At 50.3% G+C, this 20559-nt stretch carries 20 protein-coding genes; 10 read left to right on the forward strand and 10 right to left on the reverse strand.

Features of this window, described 5'->3' with window-relative positions:
• Positions 1-118 precede the first annotated feature (118 nt).
• The 3 genes from BDT_RS11810 to BDT_RS11820 all read left to right on the forward strand — a co-directional run bounded on the left by BDT_RS11810 (position 119) and on the right by BDT_RS11820 (position 4992).
• Positions 119-2287 carry a FecR domain-containing protein gene (locus BDT_RS11810; protein WP_015091476.1) on the forward strand — a complete coding sequence of 723 codons (2169 nt, stop codon included), beginning with the start codon at positions 119-121 and terminating at the stop codon, positions 2285-2287.
• Complete coding sequence (locus BDT_RS11815) at positions 2284-4233, forward strand: ATP-binding protein (RefSeq protein WP_015091477.1); 1950 nt, start codon at positions 2284-2286, stop codon at positions 4231-4233. Before BDT_RS11810 ends, BDT_RS11815 begins: the two co-directional genes overlap by 4 nt.
• A 177-nt stretch (positions 4234-4410) precedes the next feature.
• Positions 4411-4992 carry a superoxide dismutase gene (locus tag BDT_RS11820; protein ID WP_041578349.1) on the forward strand — a complete coding sequence of 194 codons (582 nt, stop codon included), beginning with the start codon at positions 4411-4413 and terminating at the stop codon, positions 4990-4992.
• Here BDT_RS11820 and BDT_RS11825 read toward each other — a convergent pair.
• From BDT_RS11825 to BDT_RS11835, 3 genes are all read right to left on the reverse strand, one after another.
• Positions 4989-5555, reverse strand: coding sequence for a helix-turn-helix domain-containing protein (locus BDT_RS11825; RefSeq protein WP_011164827.1), 567 nt, complete (start codon positions 5553-5555; stop codon positions 4989-4991). The genes BDT_RS11820 and BDT_RS11825 overlap by 4 nt on opposite strands.
• A 62-nt stretch (positions 5556-5617) precedes the next feature.
• Positions 5618-6022 carry a response regulator gene (locus BDT_RS11830; protein WP_011164828.1) on the reverse strand — a complete coding sequence of 135 codons (405 nt, stop codon included), beginning with the start codon at positions 6020-6022 and terminating at the stop codon, positions 5618-5620.
• A gap of 76 nt (positions 6023-6098) precedes the next feature.
• The gene (locus tag BDT_RS11835; protein ID WP_235046105.1) at positions 6099-6980 is read right to left on the reverse strand and encodes a ChaN family lipoprotein; all 882 of its coding nucleotides are present in this window, start codon (positions 6978-6980) and stop codon (positions 6099-6101) included.
• A gap of 137 nt (positions 6981-7117) precedes the next feature.
• Between BDT_RS11835 and rpmG the strand changes: the two genes are divergently transcribed.
• Genes rpmG through BDT_RS11850 form a run of 3 tightly spaced genes read left to right on the forward strand, consistent with a single transcriptional unit; the run spans position 7118 to position 8469 of the window.
• Positions 7118-7297, forward strand: a complete 180-nt coding sequence (gene rpmG, locus BDT_RS11840) for a 50S ribosomal protein L33 (RefSeq protein WP_011164830.1) — start codon at positions 7118-7120, stop codon at positions 7295-7297.
• A 6-nt stretch (positions 7298-7303) separates the two neighbouring features.
• The gene (gene dcd, locus BDT_RS11845; RefSeq protein WP_015091481.1) at positions 7304-7840 is read left to right on the forward strand and encodes a dCTP deaminase; all 537 of its coding nucleotides are present in this window, start codon (positions 7304-7306) and stop codon (positions 7838-7840) included.
• Entirely contained in the window at positions 7822-8469 is a 648-nt protein-coding gene (locus tag BDT_RS11850; protein ID WP_041577767.1) for a hypothetical protein, read from the forward strand. Before dcd ends, BDT_RS11850 begins: the two co-directional genes overlap by 19 nt.
• 75 nt (positions 8470-8544) lie before the next feature.
• Here BDT_RS11850 and BDT_RS11855 read toward each other — a convergent pair whose 3' ends face one another.
• The 4 genes from BDT_RS11855 to BDT_RS11870 form a co-directional block, all read right to left on the reverse strand.
• Positions 8545-11604 carry a hypothetical protein gene (locus BDT_RS11855; protein WP_015091483.1) on the reverse strand — a complete coding sequence of 1020 codons (3060 nt, stop codon included), beginning with the start codon at positions 11602-11604 and terminating at the stop codon, positions 8545-8547.
• Positions 11594-13030: a transposase gene (locus tag BDT_RS11860; RefSeq protein ID WP_148278817.1), complete on the reverse strand. Its 1437-nt coding sequence runs from the start codon at positions 13028-13030 to the stop codon at positions 11594-11596. The genes BDT_RS11855 and BDT_RS11860 overlap by 11 nt, the downstream gene beginning before the upstream one ends.
• Positions 13031-13198: 168 nt before the next feature.
• Entirely contained in the window at positions 13199-13939 is a 741-nt protein-coding gene (locus BDT_RS11865; RefSeq protein WP_041577768.1) for an alpha/beta fold hydrolase, read from the reverse strand.
• Positions 13926-14942 carry a M14 family zinc carboxypeptidase gene (locus BDT_RS11870; protein WP_015091486.1) on the reverse strand — a complete coding sequence of 339 codons (1017 nt, stop codon included), beginning with the start codon at positions 14940-14942 and terminating at the stop codon, positions 13926-13928. Before BDT_RS11870 ends, BDT_RS11865 begins: the two co-directional genes overlap by 14 nt.
• 138 nt (positions 14943-15080) lie before the next feature.
• Between BDT_RS11870 and BDT_RS11875 the strand changes: the two genes are divergently transcribed.
• Positions 15081-15884, forward strand: coding sequence for a DUF1338 domain-containing protein (locus tag BDT_RS11875; protein ID WP_015091487.1), 804 nt, complete (start codon positions 15081-15083; stop codon positions 15882-15884).
• 34 nt (positions 15885-15918) lie between these two features.
• Here BDT_RS11875 and BDT_RS11880 read toward each other — a convergent pair whose 3' ends face one another.
• Positions 15919-16566 (reverse strand): HD-GYP domain-containing protein, encoded by a 648-nt coding sequence (locus BDT_RS11880; RefSeq protein WP_015091488.1) that lies wholly within the window; start codon positions 16564-16566, stop codon positions 15919-15921.
• A 171-nt stretch (positions 16567-16737) separates the two neighbouring features.
• Between BDT_RS11880 and BDT_RS11885 the strand changes: the two genes are divergently transcribed.
• A complete protein-coding gene (locus BDT_RS11885; protein WP_015091489.1) occupies positions 16738-17400 on the forward strand; it encodes a hypothetical protein in 663 nt (220 codons plus the stop codon).
• Here the strand turns inward: BDT_RS11885 and BDT_RS11890 are convergent.
• Positions 17397-18032 (reverse strand): hypothetical protein, encoded by a 636-nt coding sequence (locus BDT_RS11890; RefSeq protein ID WP_015091490.1) that lies wholly within the window; start codon positions 18030-18032, stop codon positions 17397-17399. The two genes, BDT_RS11885 and BDT_RS11890, sit on opposite strands and share 4 nt — an antisense overlap.
• Before the next feature lie 260 nt (positions 18033-18292).
• Here BDT_RS11890 and BDT_RS11895 point away from each other — a divergent pair, with 260 nt between their 5' ends.
• On the forward strand, positions 18293-18688 hold the full coding sequence (locus BDT_RS11895; RefSeq protein ID WP_015091491.1) for a hypothetical protein: 396 nt from the start codon (positions 18293-18295) through the stop codon (positions 18686-18688).
• A gap of 114 nt (positions 18689-18802) precedes the next feature.
• Entirely contained in the window at positions 18803-19525 is a 723-nt protein-coding gene (locus BDT_RS11900; RefSeq protein ID WP_080602394.1) for a rhomboid family intramembrane serine protease, read from the forward strand.
• A gap of 70 nt (positions 19526-19595) precedes the next feature.
• On the opposite strand, the gene BDT_RS11905 is transcribed toward BDT_RS11900, so the two are convergent.
• Entirely contained in the window at positions 19596-20504 is a 909-nt protein-coding gene (locus BDT_RS11905) for a hypothetical protein (RefSeq protein WP_041577769.1), read from the reverse strand.
• Between the last annotated feature and the right edge of the window lie 55 nt (positions 20505-20559).

Here is a 20559-nt window from a genome sequence, read left to right on the forward strand (position 1 = left end):
TTTCACGACTCCAGTATGCCTGTTCCGTAACTGGCCGAAAACAAATTCTCACATAACTTAGCCTAAGGTCTGTAAATCTCTTGTCATTTCCAACCGATAAGGTTTGAGCAGGAGTCTTATGTCGCGCTTTGGACGAACAGAAAAAATGATCTTCACCGGAGCCCTGCTTGTGCTCATGGTCTTCTCGTACTTCCTGTACGATGACTCTTTGCTATTCCCGAAATCAAATACCGGCGAACTGGAACTGATTGGCTCCGTTGCTGTTTCTCAGAACGACGTGCGCCGAAAAAATCTGGATACTTTCAGCTGGCTTCCGGCATCGCGCAAAGACAATGTCTTCCAAAATGATTCTATTTTCACAGGTGATCGTTCCGAAGCCACTATTCAGTTGCAGGATGGAACCCAGATTCGCATCGAACCAAATTCTTTGATCACTTTGAATCTTAAAAACGGTCAGATGAATCTGGATCTGCGTTACGGAAACCTGGTCGGTGAACTGGCGCAAGGCTCGTCCCTGACAATCAAATCCGGCACCGAAGAATTCAAACTGGAAGGCTCGGCTACAAACACACAGGAAAAGCCTAAAATCAAATTCAACAAAGCCCACAGCGGCACGGTTGATTTGAAACTGCTTTCCGGTGACGTCAAGTATACGGACAAGAAAAAACAGGCCGTTAAAGAACTGCCTAAAAATGCTGTCGTCGCTGTAAAAAAAGACGGCGACATCAAACCGGTTGAAAAACCAACCTTGCTTGTGAAAACTCCGGACAACATGAATTGGCTTCGTGTGAATCCGGACGATCCACTGCCATTTGAATGGCAGGGCAAAGGTGATATCGCCCGTTATGAACTGGAAGTTTCCCCGACGGAAGACTTCAGCTCTGTGGCCCTTTCAAAAATGACCAACGAACAAAGAGTCGCGGTGACAGAACCTCTGCAACCGGGTCCTTATTTCTGGCGTTTGAAAACCTATGATCGCAATGGCGAAGTGGGCGTTGTTTCCCAAGCCCAGCGCATGAGCATCACTCACCTGGCCGGTCCACAGATTGTGACCCCGGTTCAATCCGCCCAAATCAATCTGGAACTGAAAGTGAAACCTCAGGAAGAACTGGCCTCCACCACGGAAGTTCAGTGGAAAGCCATGGCCCAGCTAAAACACTTCACCTGGCAGGTGGCAGCCGATCCGGAATTCCAGCAGATCATTAAAGATGGTCAGACGGATTCTTTGGCGGCAGTGACTCCTCGTCTGCCAAGCGGAACTTACTGGGTGCGTGTTCAGGGCCAAACAGCCGCGAACAATGTTTCCCCTTGGTCTGAGCCTGTGTCCTTCACATTGAATCTGGCCGCCCATAAAGAAGAGCGCCCAAACAAGCCAGTGCTGATCACTAAAAAGGTCGATTTCAAGGCACCCACCGGCGAAAGAAATCCAGCATCGCCGGAAGCTCCGAAGCTTGCGTGGAAGCCGGTTCTTAGAAGCAAAGGGTATCAACTGCAGATTTCCAAGGACATGAACTTTGCCGAAGCCGAAAAGTACGACATCACCCAAAATCAGGTGGCGTGGTCTCAGTTCCGCCCGGGTAAACACTATTACCGCGTTCAAGCCAAAGGCATCAACGGACTTAACAGCGACTTCAGTGAAGTGGGAACGATCGACGTCAGCGTCGGCGGCCTGACTTTGAATCCATTAAAAACCATCAACGCCATCGGCCAGGCTGCGGGACCAAAAGAAACCCCGATCAGCTGGAGCGAAGTGCCGTTTGCTAAAGCCTATTTAGTACAAGTGGACAAATCAAAAGAGTTCACGGCTCCTCAACAACTGGAATACTCCGCCACGGGTGGCAGTCTGACGCTGCAGGATCCGGGCAACTATGTGGTGCGTGTGCAGGCTTTGGATGAAGCCAACAAACCACTGACAGAGTTCTCAAATATTCAGGAAGTTCTTTACACCTTCCGCACCCCACTGGTGGCACCACCTTTGATGGAGCCATTCAACAACGCCTCTATTTTCCTGCAGACCGAGATGGAACCCTTCATCTGGCTGGAATGGAAAAAGGTGGAAGGCGCAACTTCCTATCGCATCGAGATTTCCGACAAACCGGATTTCTCGCGCACACTGATTGCAAAATCTTTGGCTGGCAACCGCTTCCTGATCAAGGAAAAGGTTCCACTGGGGAAAATCTACTGGAGAGTTCGTGCCGAAGCCAAAGGCGATGCCGAAATGTCCGAGTGGGCGGAAAAACGTGAGTTCACCCTTTATCACCAGAAGAATGAGACCTTCGTAAAATGAGAATCCAGTACTCCCTCTTCGACACCCTTTTAGAGCCCGTCTTTGTTCTGACCGCAGATCAAAAGGTTGTCTATTGCAATGAAACCGCCGCCATTGTGGCCGGCCTTTCCATCCGCAAGATCACAAGAGGCATGAAGTTCAATGAATTGTTCCAATTCAGCGAACCCATTGAAGCTCTGGACAATCTGATTGGTGTATCGGATGCGACTCCGTATAAAGAGGTTAATTTCAAAGCCCTTCACGCAGAAGAAGGAAAGGTGCAGATCACACTGCAGCCGATCTTTGATTCCATGGGTGACAAGAACTGGATTGTCTTTGTGCGTGACGTGACTTTGGAAGAACGTCTACAGAAGAAATACCGCGCTGAACTGGAACAAAAAGAAGGCGTCATTTCCGCCCTTGAAGAAGCCAAAGTTCAGCTTGAAAACTACAGTAAAAACCTGGAACAGATGGTGGCCGAGCGCACGCGCGAGTTGTCCCGTCTGAATCAAACCATGTCCGCCCTGCTGGACAGTCTGGGCCAGGGCTTCTTTATATTTAATGCTGAAGGAAAAATCCTGGATGTGTCCTCGAAGGCCTGTGAAGCCACGGTGGAATGCAAACCGGACGGTCAGCTGATCTGGGATGTGCTGAAACTTCCAGAAAACAAAGTTGAAGGCTTCAAAAAATGGATGCAGACCCTGTTCATGGAAATGCTGCCCTTTGAAGACCTGTCCTGCCTTGGACCTGAAACCTACCCGCACACCAAAGAGCGCAACATCGCCCTTGAATACCATCCCCTTCGCAGCAACGAAGGCACGATGGAAGGTGTTGTTGTTGTAGCTTCTGATATCACTTCGCTGGTCGAAGCTCAGAAACAAGCCGAACGCGAAAAAGAACACGCAAAATTGATCATCCACATGATCAAATCCAAACGTGAAATTCACCGCTTCATCCAGGAAGCTCAAGGCTTGCTGGGTGAGGTGCGTGATGAAGTCAGCAAGGACAACGGTCCTTACGACACCGAAGAGCTGTTCCGCAGCCTGCACACGCTCAAAGGCGGCGCCGCGCTGTTTTCGATCAAAGATGTTGCCGAAGCCTGCCATCAGGCCGAGGGACTGCTGGCCGAACTGAAACAGTCCTGGACTCACCCCGCCTTTATCGCCCTTCGTGGCAAATGCTTTGAAGTGGAAGAGTTCTTCCACAAGTTCCTGGATCAGACCAAAGAGATTCTGGGAAGCTCGAACCTGCCGGAAGAGCGTCAGATCGAAGTCGCTATCAGCAAACTAAACCACATCGCCCGCAAAGTGGGCTCACTGCCTGGAGGCGGTGCCGTGGCGCAGGAACTGTTGCTGGAACTTGCGATGGAGCCTGTCACTGGATTTATCGAGCCTTACAGTGATGTGATGCTGCGAGTGGCAGAACAAACAGACAAAATGGTTTCGCCACTGAAGATTCATAACGGAAACCTGATGGTCATTCCGGAAATTTACAGCGGTTTGTTCTCGACATTTGTGCATGCTTTCAGAAATGCTGTCGATCACGGTATCGAAATGCCGGATCACCGCGTGGATATCGGCAAACCTGCCGAAGGCCAGGTGGATGTTACTTTCAGTCTGAATCACAATTCCCAAGGGTCTTGGTTGCTGGTGCAAATCAAAGATGACGGCGGTGGTATTGACCCGGCCCGCATTCGCGAAAAGCTTGCCGGCAAGGGCTTGGATGTGTCCGCTGAAACCGATCAGCAGATCATTCAGCATATCTTCGACAGTCAGTTCTCGACCCGCGAACAAGTCACGGACATCTCGGGCCGAGGCGTGGGTATGGACGCCATCAAAGTCGCCGCTGAAGAGCTGGCCGGCCGCGTATGGGTTGAATCCACCGTAGGACAAGGCTCCACCCTGTTCGTCGAAGTCCCGTACATCACCGAATTCCAAAAAGACAAAAAACTCCCTTCCGCAGCCTAAAAAGGTGCCTGGTTGTTTTATCTGGCTACACAGCGTCGCCTGATGTAGGCATTTTAGCGTCATTTCCGCCAATATATCGTCCCTTTGCCAATATAAAGACCAAAGGGTTCCTCAACCCCCGCCCGACCTCTATTCTGATCATGGAATTTCAACCTGAACGACAAGGAGAACTCTATGATGAACTTCGAACTTCCAGCACTTCCCTACGCAAAAGACGCCCTGATTCCTCACATGTCCGCTGAGACATTGGAATACCACCACGGCAAACACCACAAAACGTACGTTGATAACCTGAACAAACTTGTTCCCGGCACTGAACACGAAGGCAAAACTTTAGAGCAAATCATTATGACAAGTTCTGGCGGCGTGTTTAACAACGCAGCTCAGATCTGGAACCACACGTTCTTCTGGAACTGCCTGTCCCCGAATGGCGGCGGCGAACCTGCCGGCGAGCTGGCGCAAGCCATCGTTCGCGATTTCGGTTCCATCGAAAAATTCAAAGAACTGTTTGCTGATGCCAGCATCAAACAATTCGGCTCGGGCTGGGGTTGGCTTGTAAAAAACAAAGAAGGCAAACTGGAAATTCTTAGCACCAGCAATGCTGAAACCCCAATGACCAAAGGTCATACGGCTATTTTGACTTGTGATGTGTGGGAACATGCTTACTATATCGACTATCGCAACAGCCGCCCGAATTTTCTGGCAGCGTTCTGGAAGCTGGTGAACTGGGAATTTGCCGCGAAGAACTTTAAGGCCTAATACCTTGGTGTCATCGTCACGACACTCAGGCCGATGGCTTTTGTAGCGCCCGTGTTAACATAGTTATGGGCTGAATCCCCCGGGAATGCCAAAACATCTCCGGGCTTCAGCTCAAAACTTTCCCCGCTGACCACCACGGTCATCTGCCCCTGCACACAGTGCAAATACTCTTTCGTACCGCTGGAATGCGGAATCCCACCCATACGAGCGCCCACTTCAAGCTCCATGCGATCAATGGCCATCCCCGGAATGGGATCCGGTAAAAGTTTGTAAACAGTGACGTTGCCTTTGGCTTTTTTATTGGCGGGGATTTCATCCTTGCGAATCAACTTTGTCTGGGATCTGGGCGTTGCCAGCAGCTCTTCGAATGAAACCTGCAAAGCCGCGCAAACCTTGGCCAGATTCACCAGCGAGGGATTGCCCATCCCGCTTTCCATATTGGTCAGTGTGGATCGCGGCACCCCGGCCAGTTTCGCCAAGGCAGCCTGAGTCAGTTGACGTTTTTTACGAAGTTCAGTGATTTGAGCGGCAAGGTTCTGGGCCAATACATCGAAAGAAGTCATGCCCTATGGTAGATGCTTGAACGAAAGAGTGCAACGCACGCGCGCAGCACTCTTTAAAGAATCTATTTGTTGTGTTTGCTGTAAGCAGCTTTCAATTTGTCTTCAAAGATCTTTGCCGAGAATGGCTTCACGATATACTGGGACACACCCGCAAGAACCGCTTCGGTGACCTGATCACGCTCAGACTCTGACGTCAAAAGCACGAATGGCAGATTCGCAAACTCCGCCGTGGCGCGGACTTGCTTCAAAAGTTCCAGACCCTTCATTTTCGGCATGTTCCAGTCGGAAATCACCAGTTGAATCTGAGTGCCCGGAGTGTTGTTTTGAATAAGGATTTTAAGACCGGCTTCCCCGTCTTCAGCTTCCTGCAGGTTTTTATAGCCCATGGCTTTTAACGTGTTCTTCACCAGATCACGAATGGAGGGCATGTCATCAATAACTAGGATGCGGGTCTCTGGGGGGAACATAGACGAGGTCTCCTCTATTCCCCTATTCTAGAAAACCTGTGGTGAATCTCAAAGATTCTTTACAATGCTGGACCTATTACTGGCCTGCCGCTGGACTGGCGGGTGCCAACCACAGGTAATCAGCACGGGGTCCGTCCTGAGTGCCTGGGTTGATTTCAGTCGCAATTTCGTCCTCAGTCAGACCTGAGGTATTCACTTGAGAATAGGTCAGTACTGGGAACTCGGCCCCGCGCACACGCAAACGATCCGGCAGACCACCCCCATACTGCACATGGAAATCCCCGACCACAATCACCAGAACCTGCTCGGGATGGGATCGCATGAATTCCACCGCCTGCCACGCCATCGTGTCATCCCAGATGGACTGAGACGTAAAGTAACGCTCGCCCGCTTCCGGATTCGGCAAATGCGGCATCATGGAAAGGAAACGGCGTTTGTAGCCATCATTACCCACCGTAAACTGAGGCGGCATCAACTTCAGATCATCCGGAGTCAGCGCCTGCAGGCCCCCTTTGGAAACCTTGCCCGTCAAAGAGCGCGGCGCATTCAACGCGATCGTCTTTGAACCCTCTGACAGGTTCGGGAACACGCTTTGCGCGCGATAGTAATCATAAGAGGGATTGCCCCATTTGATTTGAGAGAGGAAGTCAGCTTCGCTCAAAAGCCCCTGACGATAAGAGTCCACGGCCGGCTGATCAGTATATGTAAAAAATTCCATCCCGACAGAGACCTTCAAGCCTTTTGCCCGAAGCGCCTGCATAATAGCGACTTGCTGGTTTTGGTGTTCTTTGAAACCGTGATTTTCACCGATAACTACGATAGAACCCGGAGTGACTGGACCGACGGTTTCGGCCAAATCGACCGGTTGGAGGTCATTTCCACGCAAAATGCCACTAGTTTGAGCATGTGCGCAGGCCAACATGAGCAGGGAACTTAAAAAAAGGCCGAAAGTCTTCACGATTCCTCCTCTAGACGCGAATTTGTCTGTTGAAGTTTCCTTTTTCCTTTGATACCTTGAGCCCCTTTGAAAAGGTATTGTCATTTTTTCTATACAACGCGTGGCAGTACAAATGGTTCAATTTAAGGGGTATCGCAATGGCTAAAAAGACAGGAAGAATCATCGTAACTCTTGAGTGCACTGAAGCTCGTGCTGAAGGCAAACCTGTTTCTCGTTACACTACTACAAAAAACAAAACTAAGACTCCAAGCCGTCTTGAGAAGAAGAAATACAATCCGAATCTTAAGCGCCACACTGTCCACAGAGAAACGAAGTAATTCGTAATGATTCTGACGGATCAGCAAATTCTGGATTTCATGAAGGAAGGCTCCATTAAAGTGGAACCTTTCCGCAGAGAGTGCCTGGGTACGAACTCTTATGATGTTCACCTGGGTAAAACTCTAGCTGTCTATGAAGACAAAGTGCTGGACGCCAAGAAGCATAACAAAATTCGTACCTTTGAAATTCCAGAAGAGGGTTTCGTGCTAATGCCGGATACTCTCTATTTGGGCGTTACTTTTGAGTACACTGAGACTCTGAAGCATGTCCCATTTTTGGAAGGCAAATCGAGCGTAGGCCGTCTCGGAATCGACATCCATGCCACTGCTGGCAAAGGAGACGTCGGTTTCTGCAACTATTGGACTCTGGAAATTTCCGTGAAACAGCCTGTGCGTGTTTACACTGGAATGCCGGTTGGTCAGTTGATATACTTTGAAGTGAAGGGTGACATTTTAACTCCTTATAATGTCAAACCATCAGCAAAATATAACGACAAACAACCAATCCCGGTAGAGTCCATGATGTGGAAAAATTCATTCTAAAATCCCTACTCATACTTGGTTTCCTGGCTAGCGCCGCCTGCTCATCGGGTGGCGATGTCGAAGACATTTCTGGTTTAGACAGTTACACTGTCGTATCCGGTTCGTTCAGCCAGGCTGACTCGACTGCGCTGCATATCGCAGGCACCACCGGCGTTGTTCGCTTCACTTCTACACTGCCCGGCGTCAGATCTTCCCGCTCTATTTCTCTGAAAGCTTCTTTAAATAACGTCACTTTAAGTGATGTCAGCGCCGTTTTCTATGCGAGCGACTCCAGCGTGTCAGGTTCAACGGGTATCGTGGTGACCTTCAGTCGCACGGGCGCCAGCGTGAACGCTTCGATCACATTTAATGGCCAAACTCGCACCGTCACCAGTGCTGATATGGGCTTTTACATCCCCAACAACATTGATGTGGTGATTGACCTTCACAACGTCGGCACTAAATCCCGCGTCTATATCTGGAGACGTGATAATCTGGTCTATGCACCGACCAGCGCTGATGTGGATTCAAATTCGGATGTTTCTTCGGCACTGCCAACTGCCGTTGGCCCCGGGGTCTTTGCCGGGTTGATTCTGAACTATGCGACCGTCACGGCAGCACAAGTTTCAACACCTAAAGTGCTCGATTAAGAAATCTCACCACTGATTTAAGCAATAAAAAAGCCCCTGTTCGGGGCTTTTGTTTTTTCTGATTTTAATTCTGAATTAAAGCTGGCTTGCGGCTTTTTCAAGAGCGTCCTGGGAGGCTGGCTCTTGAATGATCTTGGCACTTGGGCTTTTAGCGACCTGTTCGGCGATATAACCCAGGATCTGAGCCAGCTGCACGCGGTCCGCCCAGACGTCCCACTTGTCTTGTTTGCCCTTCCACTTGAACATGAACCTTGCCTGCTCCATCAACGTTGTTGGCGGTTTGCCGTAACGAAGAATGAACGTGAACACATCCAGCAGGTCTTTTTCTTTCAGCACACCACTTTTCAACTGATCCGCAGCAAGTTCTTTCAACAGACCTTTAAAGGCCGGATAAGCTTTAATGGCTTCGCTGGTGGAAATAATGTTGTCTTTGTTCTTATCAAAGCGGGCAAAGACCATTTCCACGTACTGAATCACGTGCGGAGTCAGGGCAATATCGCCCATCTTCGCCAGATTCTTGTCATTCGGAACGTAACCGGCCGCCATAAAGACATTGTTCATATAATAAGCCCACTCGTCGGCCGAGGCCTTCTTCATGAACTTGATGTATTCCGGCGTCGCTGACATGATCGCAGGCATAGCGTCTTTATAAGCTGCACGAGCACAGCTTAAAGTCACCAGACTGTTGTCAGTCACTTCTTCATCACGACCGAAGCACTTTTTCACAAGCTCGGTGCGCAGACGCGTATTGATACCCACACCCGACCAGATCATGCCAATCAAATCCGTGATCTCGGCCTGAGAAGCCAGGGCATTCCCGTCAGAGTGCGGAACAAAGATATTGGCTTCACGGAAGCGCGAAGATGCAAAAGAGGTGTTCTTCGGATCCAACAAACCCATTTCCACAAAGATGGATTTCAGTTCGTTAAACGCCCCTTCCACTTCCGGTAAGGTCGCACCCTGGAACGTGTTGATACGATTCAGGTCATTAGCAAAAGAGCGAATCAGCAGTCTTGCCACCGCACGGTTGCGGTTCAGGTCACGCAAGCTCTTAAACGTGTAAAGCTGTTCAAACTTGTTCGAGATAATCACAAAACCACGATAGTCCGTGGTCATTGGAACCGGGCTTTCCACCGACAAGATCAGTTCGGTCAGCGCCGCCTGCAATGGCAGGGCGTGAGCATCCAGGTTCTTTTCAGTTTTCTTCAACACTGCCAGCAGGTCCTTGGCTGTCAAACCTTCTTCCGGTTTCCAGCCTTCGGCCATCTGGGCAAACATCAGCTCGGTGTCGATCCAGATCTGCATTTCCTGACGACCCACTTCAACCGAAGTCAAAGTCAGCGCATCAGGTTTATGACCGGACAAACGGGCCTCTGGAGCCACCAGCATGTTGTTCAGAACCACACTGATCAATTTGTCGGCGGATTGTTCATTGATTGCACCCGGTACCAGCTCCAAGCGGATCAGGTGCTTCACAATCTTGTTCAATTCCACGCGAGTGAACTGGTTTTCTTTTTTCACCAGCAACAGATCACGCAGGATGTTCAGGGTCTGATTCCCAAACACCGAGAAATAGCTCAGATTCACCGGCTGCTGCAGGGATTCACCCATCAGGAAATACTGATAGTACAGGAAATCAGAATACGCACGGGCTGCAAAGCCCAACAACACACTCCAGTTGGATTTGCGCAAAGACGAATCATTGCCGCCCAGAACGATGTTCTTGGCGTCAATCACCAGCGGCAGATAGCTTTTAATCTGATCAGCCAGGCCCCGCCCGTCTTTCGGTGGATACAGAATTTCAATTTCACGCACGATATTGTTCAGGTCATTCAGGTCGTAAGACCCTTCAAACAACACCCCGGCTTCGCGCACAGTGGCTTCCAGAACAAACTGGGATTCCATGAACAGCTTTTGCGCTTCATCCGGGTCATACATATCCGGATCCCATTCACGACCGTAAATGGAATAGAATGGCATGAAACGTTCGATCAAAGTTCTGATACGGCTGACTTTCAATCTTGCCGTTTCAAAGTCCGTCGTTGTCAGGGAATCAACACTGCCACCAAAGAACAGTTGTTTGATCTTCATACCTTCAAACACAAGACCTGAAGACACTTTAAACTCCGGCCAGACGATTTCCAGGGTTTTTAGCAGGTCAAAGACCTCGTCACGGGAAACAACACCTTCAGGCTTTTCCGCCACAAGATCCTGGAACACGGACAAAACGTCTTCCACCGTGCGGGCCAGATAACCCAGGCGATAACCAGTGCCGGTTTCGGGAACGGACTTAATGAAATAGTGATAGCGCAGGAACTGCACATAACCACGGGCACCCAACAAAGTGAAACGGCGCCATTCGTTCGGGGTGATGGAATTTTCATCTCCACCCGCCAGGGCCTTTTTCACTTTTTTGATCACCGGCATGTACGTCTGAATGACAGAGGGGAAGTCCCATTTTTCGCCGAAGAACTGCCCCATCTCCTGCATCAAAACCACAAAATCAGACAGGTTGTAGCCCTGCGCATTTTGTTCAATCAAAGATGCCAGCATGCGCGCGGCGTTTTGCAGTTCTTTATTGGCTTCTTCAAAGTGACGGACATCACTTTGCATGTTCGGACTTTCAGAAACCTCCCAGTTCAGAGAGATCACTTTCATGTACGGATTCAGATTCACCGTGATAGTACGAAGGCTTTTAACCAAAGCGATGGTTTTATCCAGTTCGCTGCGGGTCAGATACTCGCGACTGCCGCCGACGAAGACCTGCTTCAGCTTCATGAACTCGGTCTGCAGCTGCTGGGAAATAACGACGTTTTCTTTGGGATCCAGGAAGTTCTTTTCAAGGAACGTAGCCAGTTCTTGTGCGGTGTAACGGTCTGCGGTGTTTCCGCGCACATAGCGTTTGAACTTTTCAACCGCGCTGCCGATGCAGTCCCAGGCCGCTTCCAATTCTTCCTTGTTGGCGTCACCGACAACGAAGGCTTTGGCCACAGGCTTGGCTTCGGTCAGACACTGGGTGCCGCCAAATTCCTGGGATTCCGGCGGAGGTGGTTCCTCGCCGACTTTCGAGTCACAGGACGCCAGTCCCGCGACAAGACACAATGCCAGAACGGCCTTCAAACATTTAGAAAACATAAGTCATGCCCCCGTAGAAACGGTCGTTCGCGCGATATTGATTGAGGAATCCGGATGGATCGTGCTTTTCATCCTGCACGCCCAAAACGTCTCCTCCGACGACCACGGCCCACTTTTGGCTTGGGTAATATAAGAACTCGGTGTTCAGCAACGAGCCTCTTTGATCATAATCATACAAATACTTGAAGCGGGTCACGAACGGACGATTGAAGAAGCTTGCCAGCTGCCCCTCAACACGGAAAGAAAGTGCGTTCGTGAATTTCAAACGATCATCAAACATCGTGAAGTCATCCGGCTGGCCGTTGGACTGAATGTCCGTGATGCCGCCGCCTTCAATTTTCAGGTACTCGACCTGGAAGGCCAAAGTTTTTGCCAGGAAGTCCGCCAAAGAAAAATCAAACGCTGCAGAATACGCACGGATCGGTTCCAGCTTCTGGATGGACCACTCGGGATCATCCGGGCGCTTTTCAATAGGATCGTCCTCAAGATAAGAAACAGAAGCCTTCATACGGCCATGAGTGTAACCCACGTCGATGGATTTGATGATGTGATGAGTAACATCCGGAGACACCGTCACGTCCACTTGTTCTTCAGAAACGTCTTTGAAGTTTTTGCGTTTCAGAATCAGTTCATTCACCGGCAGATAACCACCGCTGACCACCACCCACGGGCCACGCTCTTTGTTGCCCAGTCGGCCCATCATCGCCGCACCACCATTGGCCGTCAGCTTCGCTGCATCCGGGATGTCGAGCTGATACTGGATGGTGTTGATGTTGTTGTTGAAGTCATAGTCCCTGGAAGGGGCACGATACCAGCGACTGTCTGAAACCAGTCCGCCACCCTCTTCACGAATATCAGGGCCCATGCTTGGAATGAACAGAGGTGAGGCAAAACCCACAATCTGCCAGCCGTTGGTGTTATAATCCAGGAACAATCCCGTCAGCCCCTGTTCTTCGGGACGAAGGGTGTCGATAGCGAACTTCGGCTGCCACAGCCCCAGCTGCCAGCGGCGGTCCATTTCACTCCAGTCGTGCTTCTTGCGACCGGCAAAGGCGCGGAAAGGCGCTTTCTTGGAAGCCACATAAGCTTCAGAAACAACGAAGTGAGATTGTCCACGGGTGAAGAAGGTCCCGCCAGAGATGTCGGCGGCAAAGTCGATCCAGGAAGTTTCCTTAAGACCGGAAAGACGAGCGGAAAGAAGCTGGCTGTATGTCAAATTCGGAGATTCAGGAATCGGGGTCAGATACTGCATCCCCTCCATCCTGATCTGGCCGTACACCGTCGCCGGTTTTGACGAGATTTGCGGCTGTTGGATAGAGCTCACCCCTTCGGCTTGAGGAATTTTCAAGCTCGTCGATTGTGCCTTGGACTTTGAAACCACCACAACGCTCAAAAGCATCGCGGCTAAATAGGTCCTACTACTCACATCCGCCTCTGGATAAAAGTCTAGGGGATAGAGAATAAGAAAAGGCTTACGGAGTCAACGGAGCCACGCGTTGATGGGCTCCAGGTCGATTATATGCGAGCTGATGGTAAAAAAACCTCGCTCTGTTTGAAAAAACTTCCTTTGAAATCCTGTGTAAAAACAGGCGTTTTAGAGCAAGTGCTCCAGCAGCCATTGCGGGTCGTCAATGGGTACATCATGCCCCGCCCATGGGTGCATTTCCGCGCGCACGCCCCACTTTTCTGCGATCTTCAAAGTGCAGGTTGGGGAAACCAGACGATCCCCGTGACTTCCCAGCAGGCGGATATCACCTGGAGCTGAATCCGGGAAGCGATAACGAGACGCCGCCAGCATCTGACGAATCACGTTCTGAGGGTTCATCGGGTGCTGTTTCGTATATTCCATCATCGCGCCGATTTCTTCTTCGCGCCGTTCGTGGCTGTTGGTGATCATTCCAAGAATCGTTTTTTCCCAGAAGGTTTCATCTTTTTCACGACCGATCAGCTTCAAACCTTTGGGAATGTTGCCGGCAATAAAGCGACGATAAAACGGAGAAAAACCGCCAGAGCTTGTGCACACCAAAGTGGCCTTGCGGATTTCATGAGGGTATTCCTTCATCCATTCCACCGTGATCATCGCCCCCAAAGAGACCGACAACACCTGAAACGGTTCGCCCTTTTGCACATAAGAACAACGTGCGCGCAGATCTTTGACGTATTCAGAAATTTTGATCGGACTGGTTTCACCGTGCCGGGAACCATTGCCCGGCAGATCCAAAAACTCGAATTTATCATTCGGGAAGTGCTGCTGAATTTTTTCAGAGAAAGATCCCCAATGCCCCACTCCGCGCGCCAGCCCGCGCAGCAATAGCCAGTTTCTAGATGTTGCCATACCAAAGCTCCCTGGCCCGGATGTCATGCTGCCGGACCTGTTCCTGATTCTGCGTTGCCCATGCTTGCGGCGAATTCACCGCGCGGATTAAAAACTCCATCAGCGTGTTATGACGGCGCAGTGTGCGTTTGTGACGATGTCCTTTCAGTGGATTGAACGGACCTTCCGCGCTGAAAATCTGCCACGGATTTTTCTTCACCCAAAGCCATGAACCCATTTCCAGACACAGCGGCACATAGAGGCCGTTGCCAGGACGGGCGCGGTGATTGTCGTACAGATAATCCCACAAATCCCCGTGCGTGGTGTAGTTCTGGGCTTGCGGTTCAAAACGATAAAAATGATGCGGATACGTGCGATCCAAAAGGTCTTTCAGCGCGTGACACAGATGCAGTTCCGGATAAGGCTGCACCGTCTTGGCATACGGGAACCACAGGCGGTCCTGCAGACCAAAACCCGAATGCAGATCCAAAGTTATCGCCAGTTTGCTTTGCGCGATTTCCTGCTGGACACAGTCCACCAGAGCTTGCGCTTCAAGCTGCATCGGCGCGCCTTCTTCACCGCGATACCAAGGCAGTTTTTTACTGTAGCGATGACCGCCCAGCAAAAACTGTGGGTTGTCAGCATCGATGGGCGCATTGCGCATCAAATCCACGCCCTGAGGATTGCAGCGGGTTTTGCGATAGATCCCGACCGGGTTCACCGTCGGAATGAAAAAGATGCGGACTTTTTCAAGGGTCTGCTGAATGCTTTCGTCCCACTGGGACAGCTCCGCCAAAGAGCTCATCAAAGCAACACAGACTTGAGCACCGATGCGTTCAAGTCCGTGCACTCCACCGACAAAACCCAGCACCGGAGCCTGCGGGTCCTGACTGCCAAAAGAAACTTTGTAAATTGGAAAGCGCAGGTCTTCGTACTGACTATGGGTCAAAATCTCCGCCCGGGCGGTGGAGCCCAGTTGCGCGATTTTTTTTTCGATTTGCTGGATCTCAGGCAATGTTGTCATTCTTTTCCCCAGAGCCCCCTATTGTTCGCGATAATTCCACCGTGTCCAACGCTTAACGCTCGCGGCCATTAAAGGATTGCACCACTCTGACAACAGGGGTAGTCTCGTCAGTGCTGAAATAATATTTAGGAGATCGCCATGATGAATCTGGACACTCTGTTGCAAAAGATGTGGGTGGATTACTGCCAACTGAATCCTGCGGCAAAACGCATTTACGACATTTTCACCTCTGAAGGTGAAACCGTGCTGAATGACCATATTGCTCTTCGCACCTTCAACCACCCGCGCCTGGGGATTGAATCCCTGGCAAAGCACTTCAAAAAACTGGGTTACGTTGAAAAAGGCGAATACACGTTCGTGGAAAAAAAGCTTTACGCCAAACACTACGAACACCCGAACATGGACAATCCAAAGATCTTCATCAGCGAACTGGAGCTTGAAAAGGTGTCCCCTTTCGTCCGTGAAACTGTGAACCAACTGGTGGCACAGGTTCCGGAATCTGTGATTGAAAGCGAAACTTTCGCCATGGCGGGACGCCCTTGGAAAGTAAACTGGGAAACTTACGCAAAACTGGCGGAAGAATCCGAATACGCTTCCTGGGTAGCGGCTTACGGCTTCCGTCCAAATCACTTCACGGTGAACGTGAACAAACTGAACAAGTTCAACGATCTGCCGACTTTGAACAAGTTCGTTCAGGACAAAGGCTATACGCTGAACAAATCCGGCGGTGAAATCAAAGGGACCAAAGCGGACTATCTGGAGCAAAGCTCCACCATGGCTTCTGAAATTCCGGTGAGCTTCGACGACGGCAGCACCCACAATATTCCGGGCTGCTACTATGAGTTCGCAAAACGCTATGCGCTGGACAACGGCCAGCTGTATCAGGGCTTTGTCGCAAAATCTGCTGACAAGATCTTTGAAAGCACGAACAAACAGAAATAGTTCAAATGAAAAAGGCCGGGAAACCGGCCTTTTTTTATGCGATTTTTTTGATCAGGTAATTCAGAGTGTCCTGATCCTGCTTCTGGTCCTTCCAGTGCTCGTGCGCCTTCAGGAAGATCTGCACCAGCTGCGGATCGAACTGCGTGCCCGAGCAACGTTTCAGTTCTTCGTACACCACTTCCATCGGCAGACCTTTGCGGTATGCGCGGGTTTCAGACATGGCATCACAGGTGTCAACCACCAGGATAATACGCGCAATCAGCGGAATCTCGTCGCCATTCTTTTTGTCCGGATAACCACGACCATCGACACGTTCGTGATGTCCGCGAATGCCCGGCAGAATCTCGGCAAAGAAATCATGGGTCGCCAACGGCTTGATGATCTCTTCACTCAGCACCGGATGGCACTTCATCAGTTCATATTCCTGATCAGTCAGTTTACCCGGCTTGGCGATGATCTCTTGAGGCACACCGATTTTGCCAATATCGTGGAAAAGGCCGGCAAATTCAGCCAGCTTCTGCTGATACTCATTCAAGCCTGCATCGCGCGCCAGTTTACGAGACATCTCCCCGACACGGCAGCAATGGGCATACGTCAAAGGGTCTACGACCTTCAATGACTGCATCAGCGCCTGGGCGGCATCGTAAGCCCAAGTTGGAATGTTTCCCCAGGAAGAAGACATGGCACTCCCTTTGTTCCCCTGTTTACCATCTTTTGTTCGGCTAAACGCGCCATTTACTTAAACTCGAGAAAGTTTTACGTCTCACTCTGAGACAACTTCTCGTTGACAGCTTTCGTGCCGATTGAAAGACTTTAGTCTTGATATCCATCCTGCATGACTTGAAGAGGTGTTATGAAAAAGTGCTTTCTTTTGATCCTGTTGCTGGCCTTCTCCAGCTCCGCCTTTGCGCAAAAAATCAAAGTACGCAAAGTGAAAGGCAGCCAGGCCATTATTGACTTCTCTGGCGGCAGCCTGGCCCCGGGACAGGTCTATGAGCTGGCACCGGATGAATTCGGCGACACCACCATGAGCCAGTCCATGCGCCGCTACCTGATCGCTGTTTCCTTTGATCTGACCAACACAAAGTCTGATGCCGCAGGCGCATCTAACGAAACAGATATTGCAATCGCGGGCCGTTTTGGCTGGAACTATGCAACCTATGAGTTCGGTCCTTTGGCGTCCTATGCAGCCGACGCCACCGGCAGCCTGACCAGCACACTGTTCAAGTTCGGCGGCTGGGCTGATTACAACATGATCGCCAATACACCGGGTGAAATCTTCATCTATGGTTTGGGTGGTTTGTTTGATATCGGTCAGCTGGATAACGGTGCCGGTTCAAAACGCGACATCATGGAATTCTTCGCAGGTCCGTTTGTGAAGTGGTTCCCGACGGGCAGCAATGTCGGTTTCCGTCTTGATGGTGGATACGTTTATCAAAAACAATCCGGCGGAGTTGCCTCTGACAACGTGGTGTCAGGCATTGCGATGCAAGCAGGCTTGATGGGCTATTTCTAAGTCTTTTGCGGGCGCACCCGGTTGGCCACCAGGAACCCCAGAATTCGGCCCTCTCTGTGCAGGGCCGAACCAAACTTCGGCTGAACCATAAAATGCCGTTTTTCCGCTGAAACACTTTCCCACACATCGTGTTCGGGCATATCAAATACCAAAGTTCCCGGCGTTCTGCCCTGCAGGGTTTGCAGACACATCGAAAAAAGTTTTTCCGTCAATCCAGGATTCCGTCCGAACAGCTTCCACCACTCGATACAATAAAGTTCTTCCACGGTATAACTGCTCAGCTCAAAGAATCTGAGATTGCGAAAGACCTGAAATCCTTCCTCAGTATACACCTCGACACAATCCCCGTTTTCCACGCCGATAAAGAAATCCGATGAAGGTGAAAGCCCCCAGCGTTCAAGAGCTTTTCGACAGAAGCGTTCAGAATCGCGCAGTGAGATATGCTCTTTCTGTGCGCCCTCGCAGATGTCCACGTAGTCCCGCAGGGTTTTAAAGGCCCGCTCCTTCTGCGCAGGCTCGAGCGAGTTGAAACTTGCCAGAGCCTCACTGCGGTAGGGCTTGATGTTGACATCTTCTCGCTGCAGAGACTGGCTGAGTCTTTCACATAGAGTTTTAAAATTCGCAGAATCCATAAATTCCTCGGTGCAACGTAAACAGGATATAGCTTTCCTGATTTCAGAATACTCCTGAGCGCTCCGGAAGGGTTCACCTGAACGGGCTATCGCTGACAAAAAATGTCGGGTTCGACAGCCGAAACCGGCTTAAAGCAATACACTCCTTACCGACACGGCATCAGACTTGCTGGATATTGGTGGCGGAACTTTGCAATTTTTTAACTGGATAGCTGAATAAATCCGCGATTTAAAAAGGCCCCTAACAAAGGATCACTCAAATGAAAAAGCTGGCTGTATTATCCCTGTCTCTGCTGTTTGCCCTGCCCGGTTTTGCCAAGGGCCTTTCTGCCGCTGAAACCAATGCAAAAGCACTGGAAATTCTGATCGACAGCGCCAGTGCAATCACTCTGGAAGGTGATGTTCGCTCTGATGAAAAACTGTCTGCCATCTTATCCCGCGCGATGATCTCTGCGGGCCAGGGTGCTGCGACTATCAAGAATAACTGCATCTTTGTCAGCTATGACGGGATCTTTGAATGCCACTTGGACATCCAGCATCTGATCGATGGTGTCAGCTATGGCGAGACTGTGATTTCCTACGAAACATTCGCGGACAAGGACGGCGCTCCTGACAAAATGCTTATCAACAAGGTTCGCGTGTCCCGCGGTCACTAATTAGCATCCGAACTTAATTGATTTTTATAAGGGGCTCCTAAGCAGAGCCCCTTCTTTTTTGACCCGCCTTGACTTCCCCGGTTCCCGACCCACCTTTGAACTTCGGAGGTTTCGATGCAGTCCACTTCACCCAATAGCTTTCTGGTCGTTCGCCGAACGTGGCTCAGCCGCCGTCCCCACTTCCGTGCAAGCCTTATAGCGGCTTGGAGTGTGTTTACGTTGATTGCCCTGTCCGTCGTCTATTGGCGCAATTGGGGCGGTATTGGGGCCCTTTTACCGGCCTCGGGTGAAGCGGTCTTTAAAAACCACGAATACTGGCGTCTGTGGACGGCCCTGTTTGCCCATGCGGATCTGGGGCATCTGGCTTCGAATTCTTTGGGGATCTTTGTATTAGGATATTTCTTAAGCGGCTATTTCAGTCTGTGGTTTTTCCCGGCGGCGGCTTTAGTTATCGGGGGCTTCACCAATTACTTAACTCTATTAAGTTATGACCCGGCGGTGAAACTGGTCGGCATCAGCGGTGTGGTTTACTGGATGGGGGCTGCGTGGTTGATTCTGTATCTGTTATTGGATCAGCAGCGAACCAAGACTCAACGAATGCTGCGCGCTTTCGGTGTGGCGTTGGGGGTGTTCTTCCCGGCTTCGGCCTTTGACCCTTCGATCAGTTATCTGGCGCACTGGTATGGATTCTTGCTGGGACTTGCCAGTGGAGCTGTTTATTATTTCGTTAACCGGAAGACTTTCCTGAAGGCTCTTATTATTGAGCAGGTTGTTGAGGACTCCCCCTCCGAAGACGGCTTGCAAGAACCAGGGAATGTCCCCCCCGAGATTCTTTAGTTCACAAAAAAGAAAGAGGCTCCTTTTGGGAGCCTCTTCTTTTACAACAACATTTAAGTTAAGAAGACAATTACCAGTTGAAGCTGGATTCGTCGTAACCCCAGTTAGCAAGAGCTTTTTTGTACATGCCCTTCATGAACTTCTGAGCCTGGTGAGGTTTCAAACCCAACGCAGCAGCAGATCTGTTAGTCAGGTCTTGCATGCCAGAGTTGTCACCGAAGGAAAGATCTTTAGCAGCAGCCAAAGCGTCAGAGAACTGAACACCGAAGACAGCTTTGAAAGTCTTGTCCATGTCTTTTTCAGAAGTAGTACCGCGTTCAGCAGCAGCAACTGCCCAAGAATTCAATGCAGAAGCAACCGCAACCGCTTTGTCTTGTTTGAACCCGTATTCTTTCATCAGACGATCAGAAGCCATTTTAACAAGCTCTTTATTGGCATCAGAGTTCAAAGCAGCAAAGTTTGTGTCTGAAGCAGAAGAAGAAGTTTTGTCATTGATAGCTTGACCGTAGTTGGATTCACCGGAGTTCGCATTGTAAAGAACGCCGTTTTTACCCAACCAGTAAGTACCACTGGAGATATCTTCCCAGTAGAAACCAGTTGTGCCCACACCGATAGTATTGCCACCAACGTAACCAGCGAATTCGCTTACGTTAGCATAGTACTGGAACACGCCAAGGTCGTTGTAAACCGCAGCTTTACCGTTGGAATCAAATTTAACATACCAAAGGTCGTCAGAACCGTAACCGCCTCTGTTGTAATCAGGATCGTCTGTTACTTTGATACGCTCGCCAGTGGATTTCAGGAAAGTACAGCCTGGAGAAGCTTCCTGAGTTTGGCACACGTCACCGTATACAGTTTCATATGGGTAGTAGATAACTGGTGCAGAGCCGCCGCCACCGCCACCACCGCCGCCGCCGCCGCAGGCAGCAAAGCTAGTCGCAACTACAGACGCAAGAACTACGCGCATAACATTTTTCATGATGGTTCCCCCTTATAGGTTTTGTTAAAAATCGAACTCTTATATTCGTTTTTGT

The sequence above is a fragment of the Bdellovibrio bacteriovorus str. Tiberius genome, from assembly GCF_000317895.1.
Lineage (GTDB): Bacteria > Bdellovibrionota > Bdellovibrionia > Bdellovibrionales > Bdellovibrionaceae > Bdellovibrio > Bdellovibrio bacteriovorus_F.

What these genes read in the sequence shown, in the direction of transcription:
- BDT_RS11890 (WP_015091490.1), bottom strand. Translation starts at nt 18,032, where the DNA reads ATGGATTCTGCGAATTTTAAAACTCTATGTGAAAGACTCAGCCAGTCT.
- BDT_RS11825 (WP_011164827.1), bottom strand. Translation starts at nt 5,555, where the DNA reads ATGACTTCTTTCGATGTATTGGCCCAGAACCTTGCCGCTCAAATCACT.
- BDT_RS11905 (WP_041577769.1), bottom strand. Translation starts at nt 20,504, where the DNA reads ATGAAAAATGTTATGCGCGTAGTTCTTGCGTCTGTAGTTGCGACTAGC.
- BDT_RS11830 (WP_011164828.1), bottom strand. Translation starts at nt 6,022, where the DNA reads ATGTTCCCCCCAGAGACCCGCATCCTAGTTATTGATGACATGCCCTCC.
- BDT_RS11895 (WP_015091491.1), top strand. Translation starts at nt 18,293, where the DNA reads ATGAAAAAGCTGGCTGTATTATCCCTGTCTCTGCTGTTTGCCCTGCCC.
- BDT_RS11885 (WP_015091489.1), top strand. Translation starts at nt 16,738, where the DNA reads ATGAAAAAGTGCTTTCTTTTGATCCTGTTGCTGGCCTTCTCCAGCTCC.
- BDT_RS11880 (WP_015091488.1), bottom strand. Translation starts at nt 16,566, where the DNA reads ATGTCTTCTTCCTGGGGAAACATTCCAACTTGGGCTTACGATGCCGCC.
- BDT_RS11855 (WP_015091483.1), bottom strand. Translation starts at nt 11,604, where the DNA reads ATGTTTTCTAAATGTTTGAAGGCCGTTCTGGCATTGTGTCTTGTCGCG.
- rpmG (WP_011164830.1), top strand. Translation starts at nt 7,118, where the DNA reads ATGGCTAAAAAGACAGGAAGAATCATCGTAACTCTTGAGTGCACTGAA.
- BDT_RS11875 (WP_015091487.1), top strand. Translation starts at nt 15,081, where the DNA reads ATGATGAATCTGGACACTCTGTTGCAAAAGATGTGGGTGGATTACTGC.
- BDT_RS11870 (WP_015091486.1), bottom strand. Translation starts at nt 14,942, where the DNA reads ATGACAACATTGCCTGAGATCCAGCAAATCGAAAAAAAAATCGCGCAA.
- BDT_RS11810 (WP_015091476.1), top strand. Translation starts at nt 119, where the DNA reads ATGTCGCGCTTTGGACGAACAGAAAAAATGATCTTCACCGGAGCCCTG.
- BDT_RS11865 (WP_041577768.1), bottom strand. Translation starts at nt 13,939, where the DNA reads ATGGCAACATCTAGAAACTGGCTATTGCTGCGCGGGCTGGCGCGCGGA.
- BDT_RS11820 (WP_041578349.1), top strand. Translation starts at nt 4,411, where the DNA reads ATGAACTTCGAACTTCCAGCACTTCCCTACGCAAAAGACGCCCTGATT.
- BDT_RS11900 (WP_080602394.1), top strand. Translation starts at nt 18,803, where the DNA reads ATGCAGTCCACTTCACCCAATAGCTTTCTGGTCGTTCGCCGAACGTGG.
- dcd (WP_015091481.1), top strand. Translation starts at nt 7,304, where the DNA reads ATGATTCTGACGGATCAGCAAATTCTGGATTTCATGAAGGAAGGCTCC.
- BDT_RS11815 (WP_015091477.1), top strand. Translation starts at nt 2,284, where the DNA reads ATGAGAATCCAGTACTCCCTCTTCGACACCCTTTTAGAGCCCGTCTTT.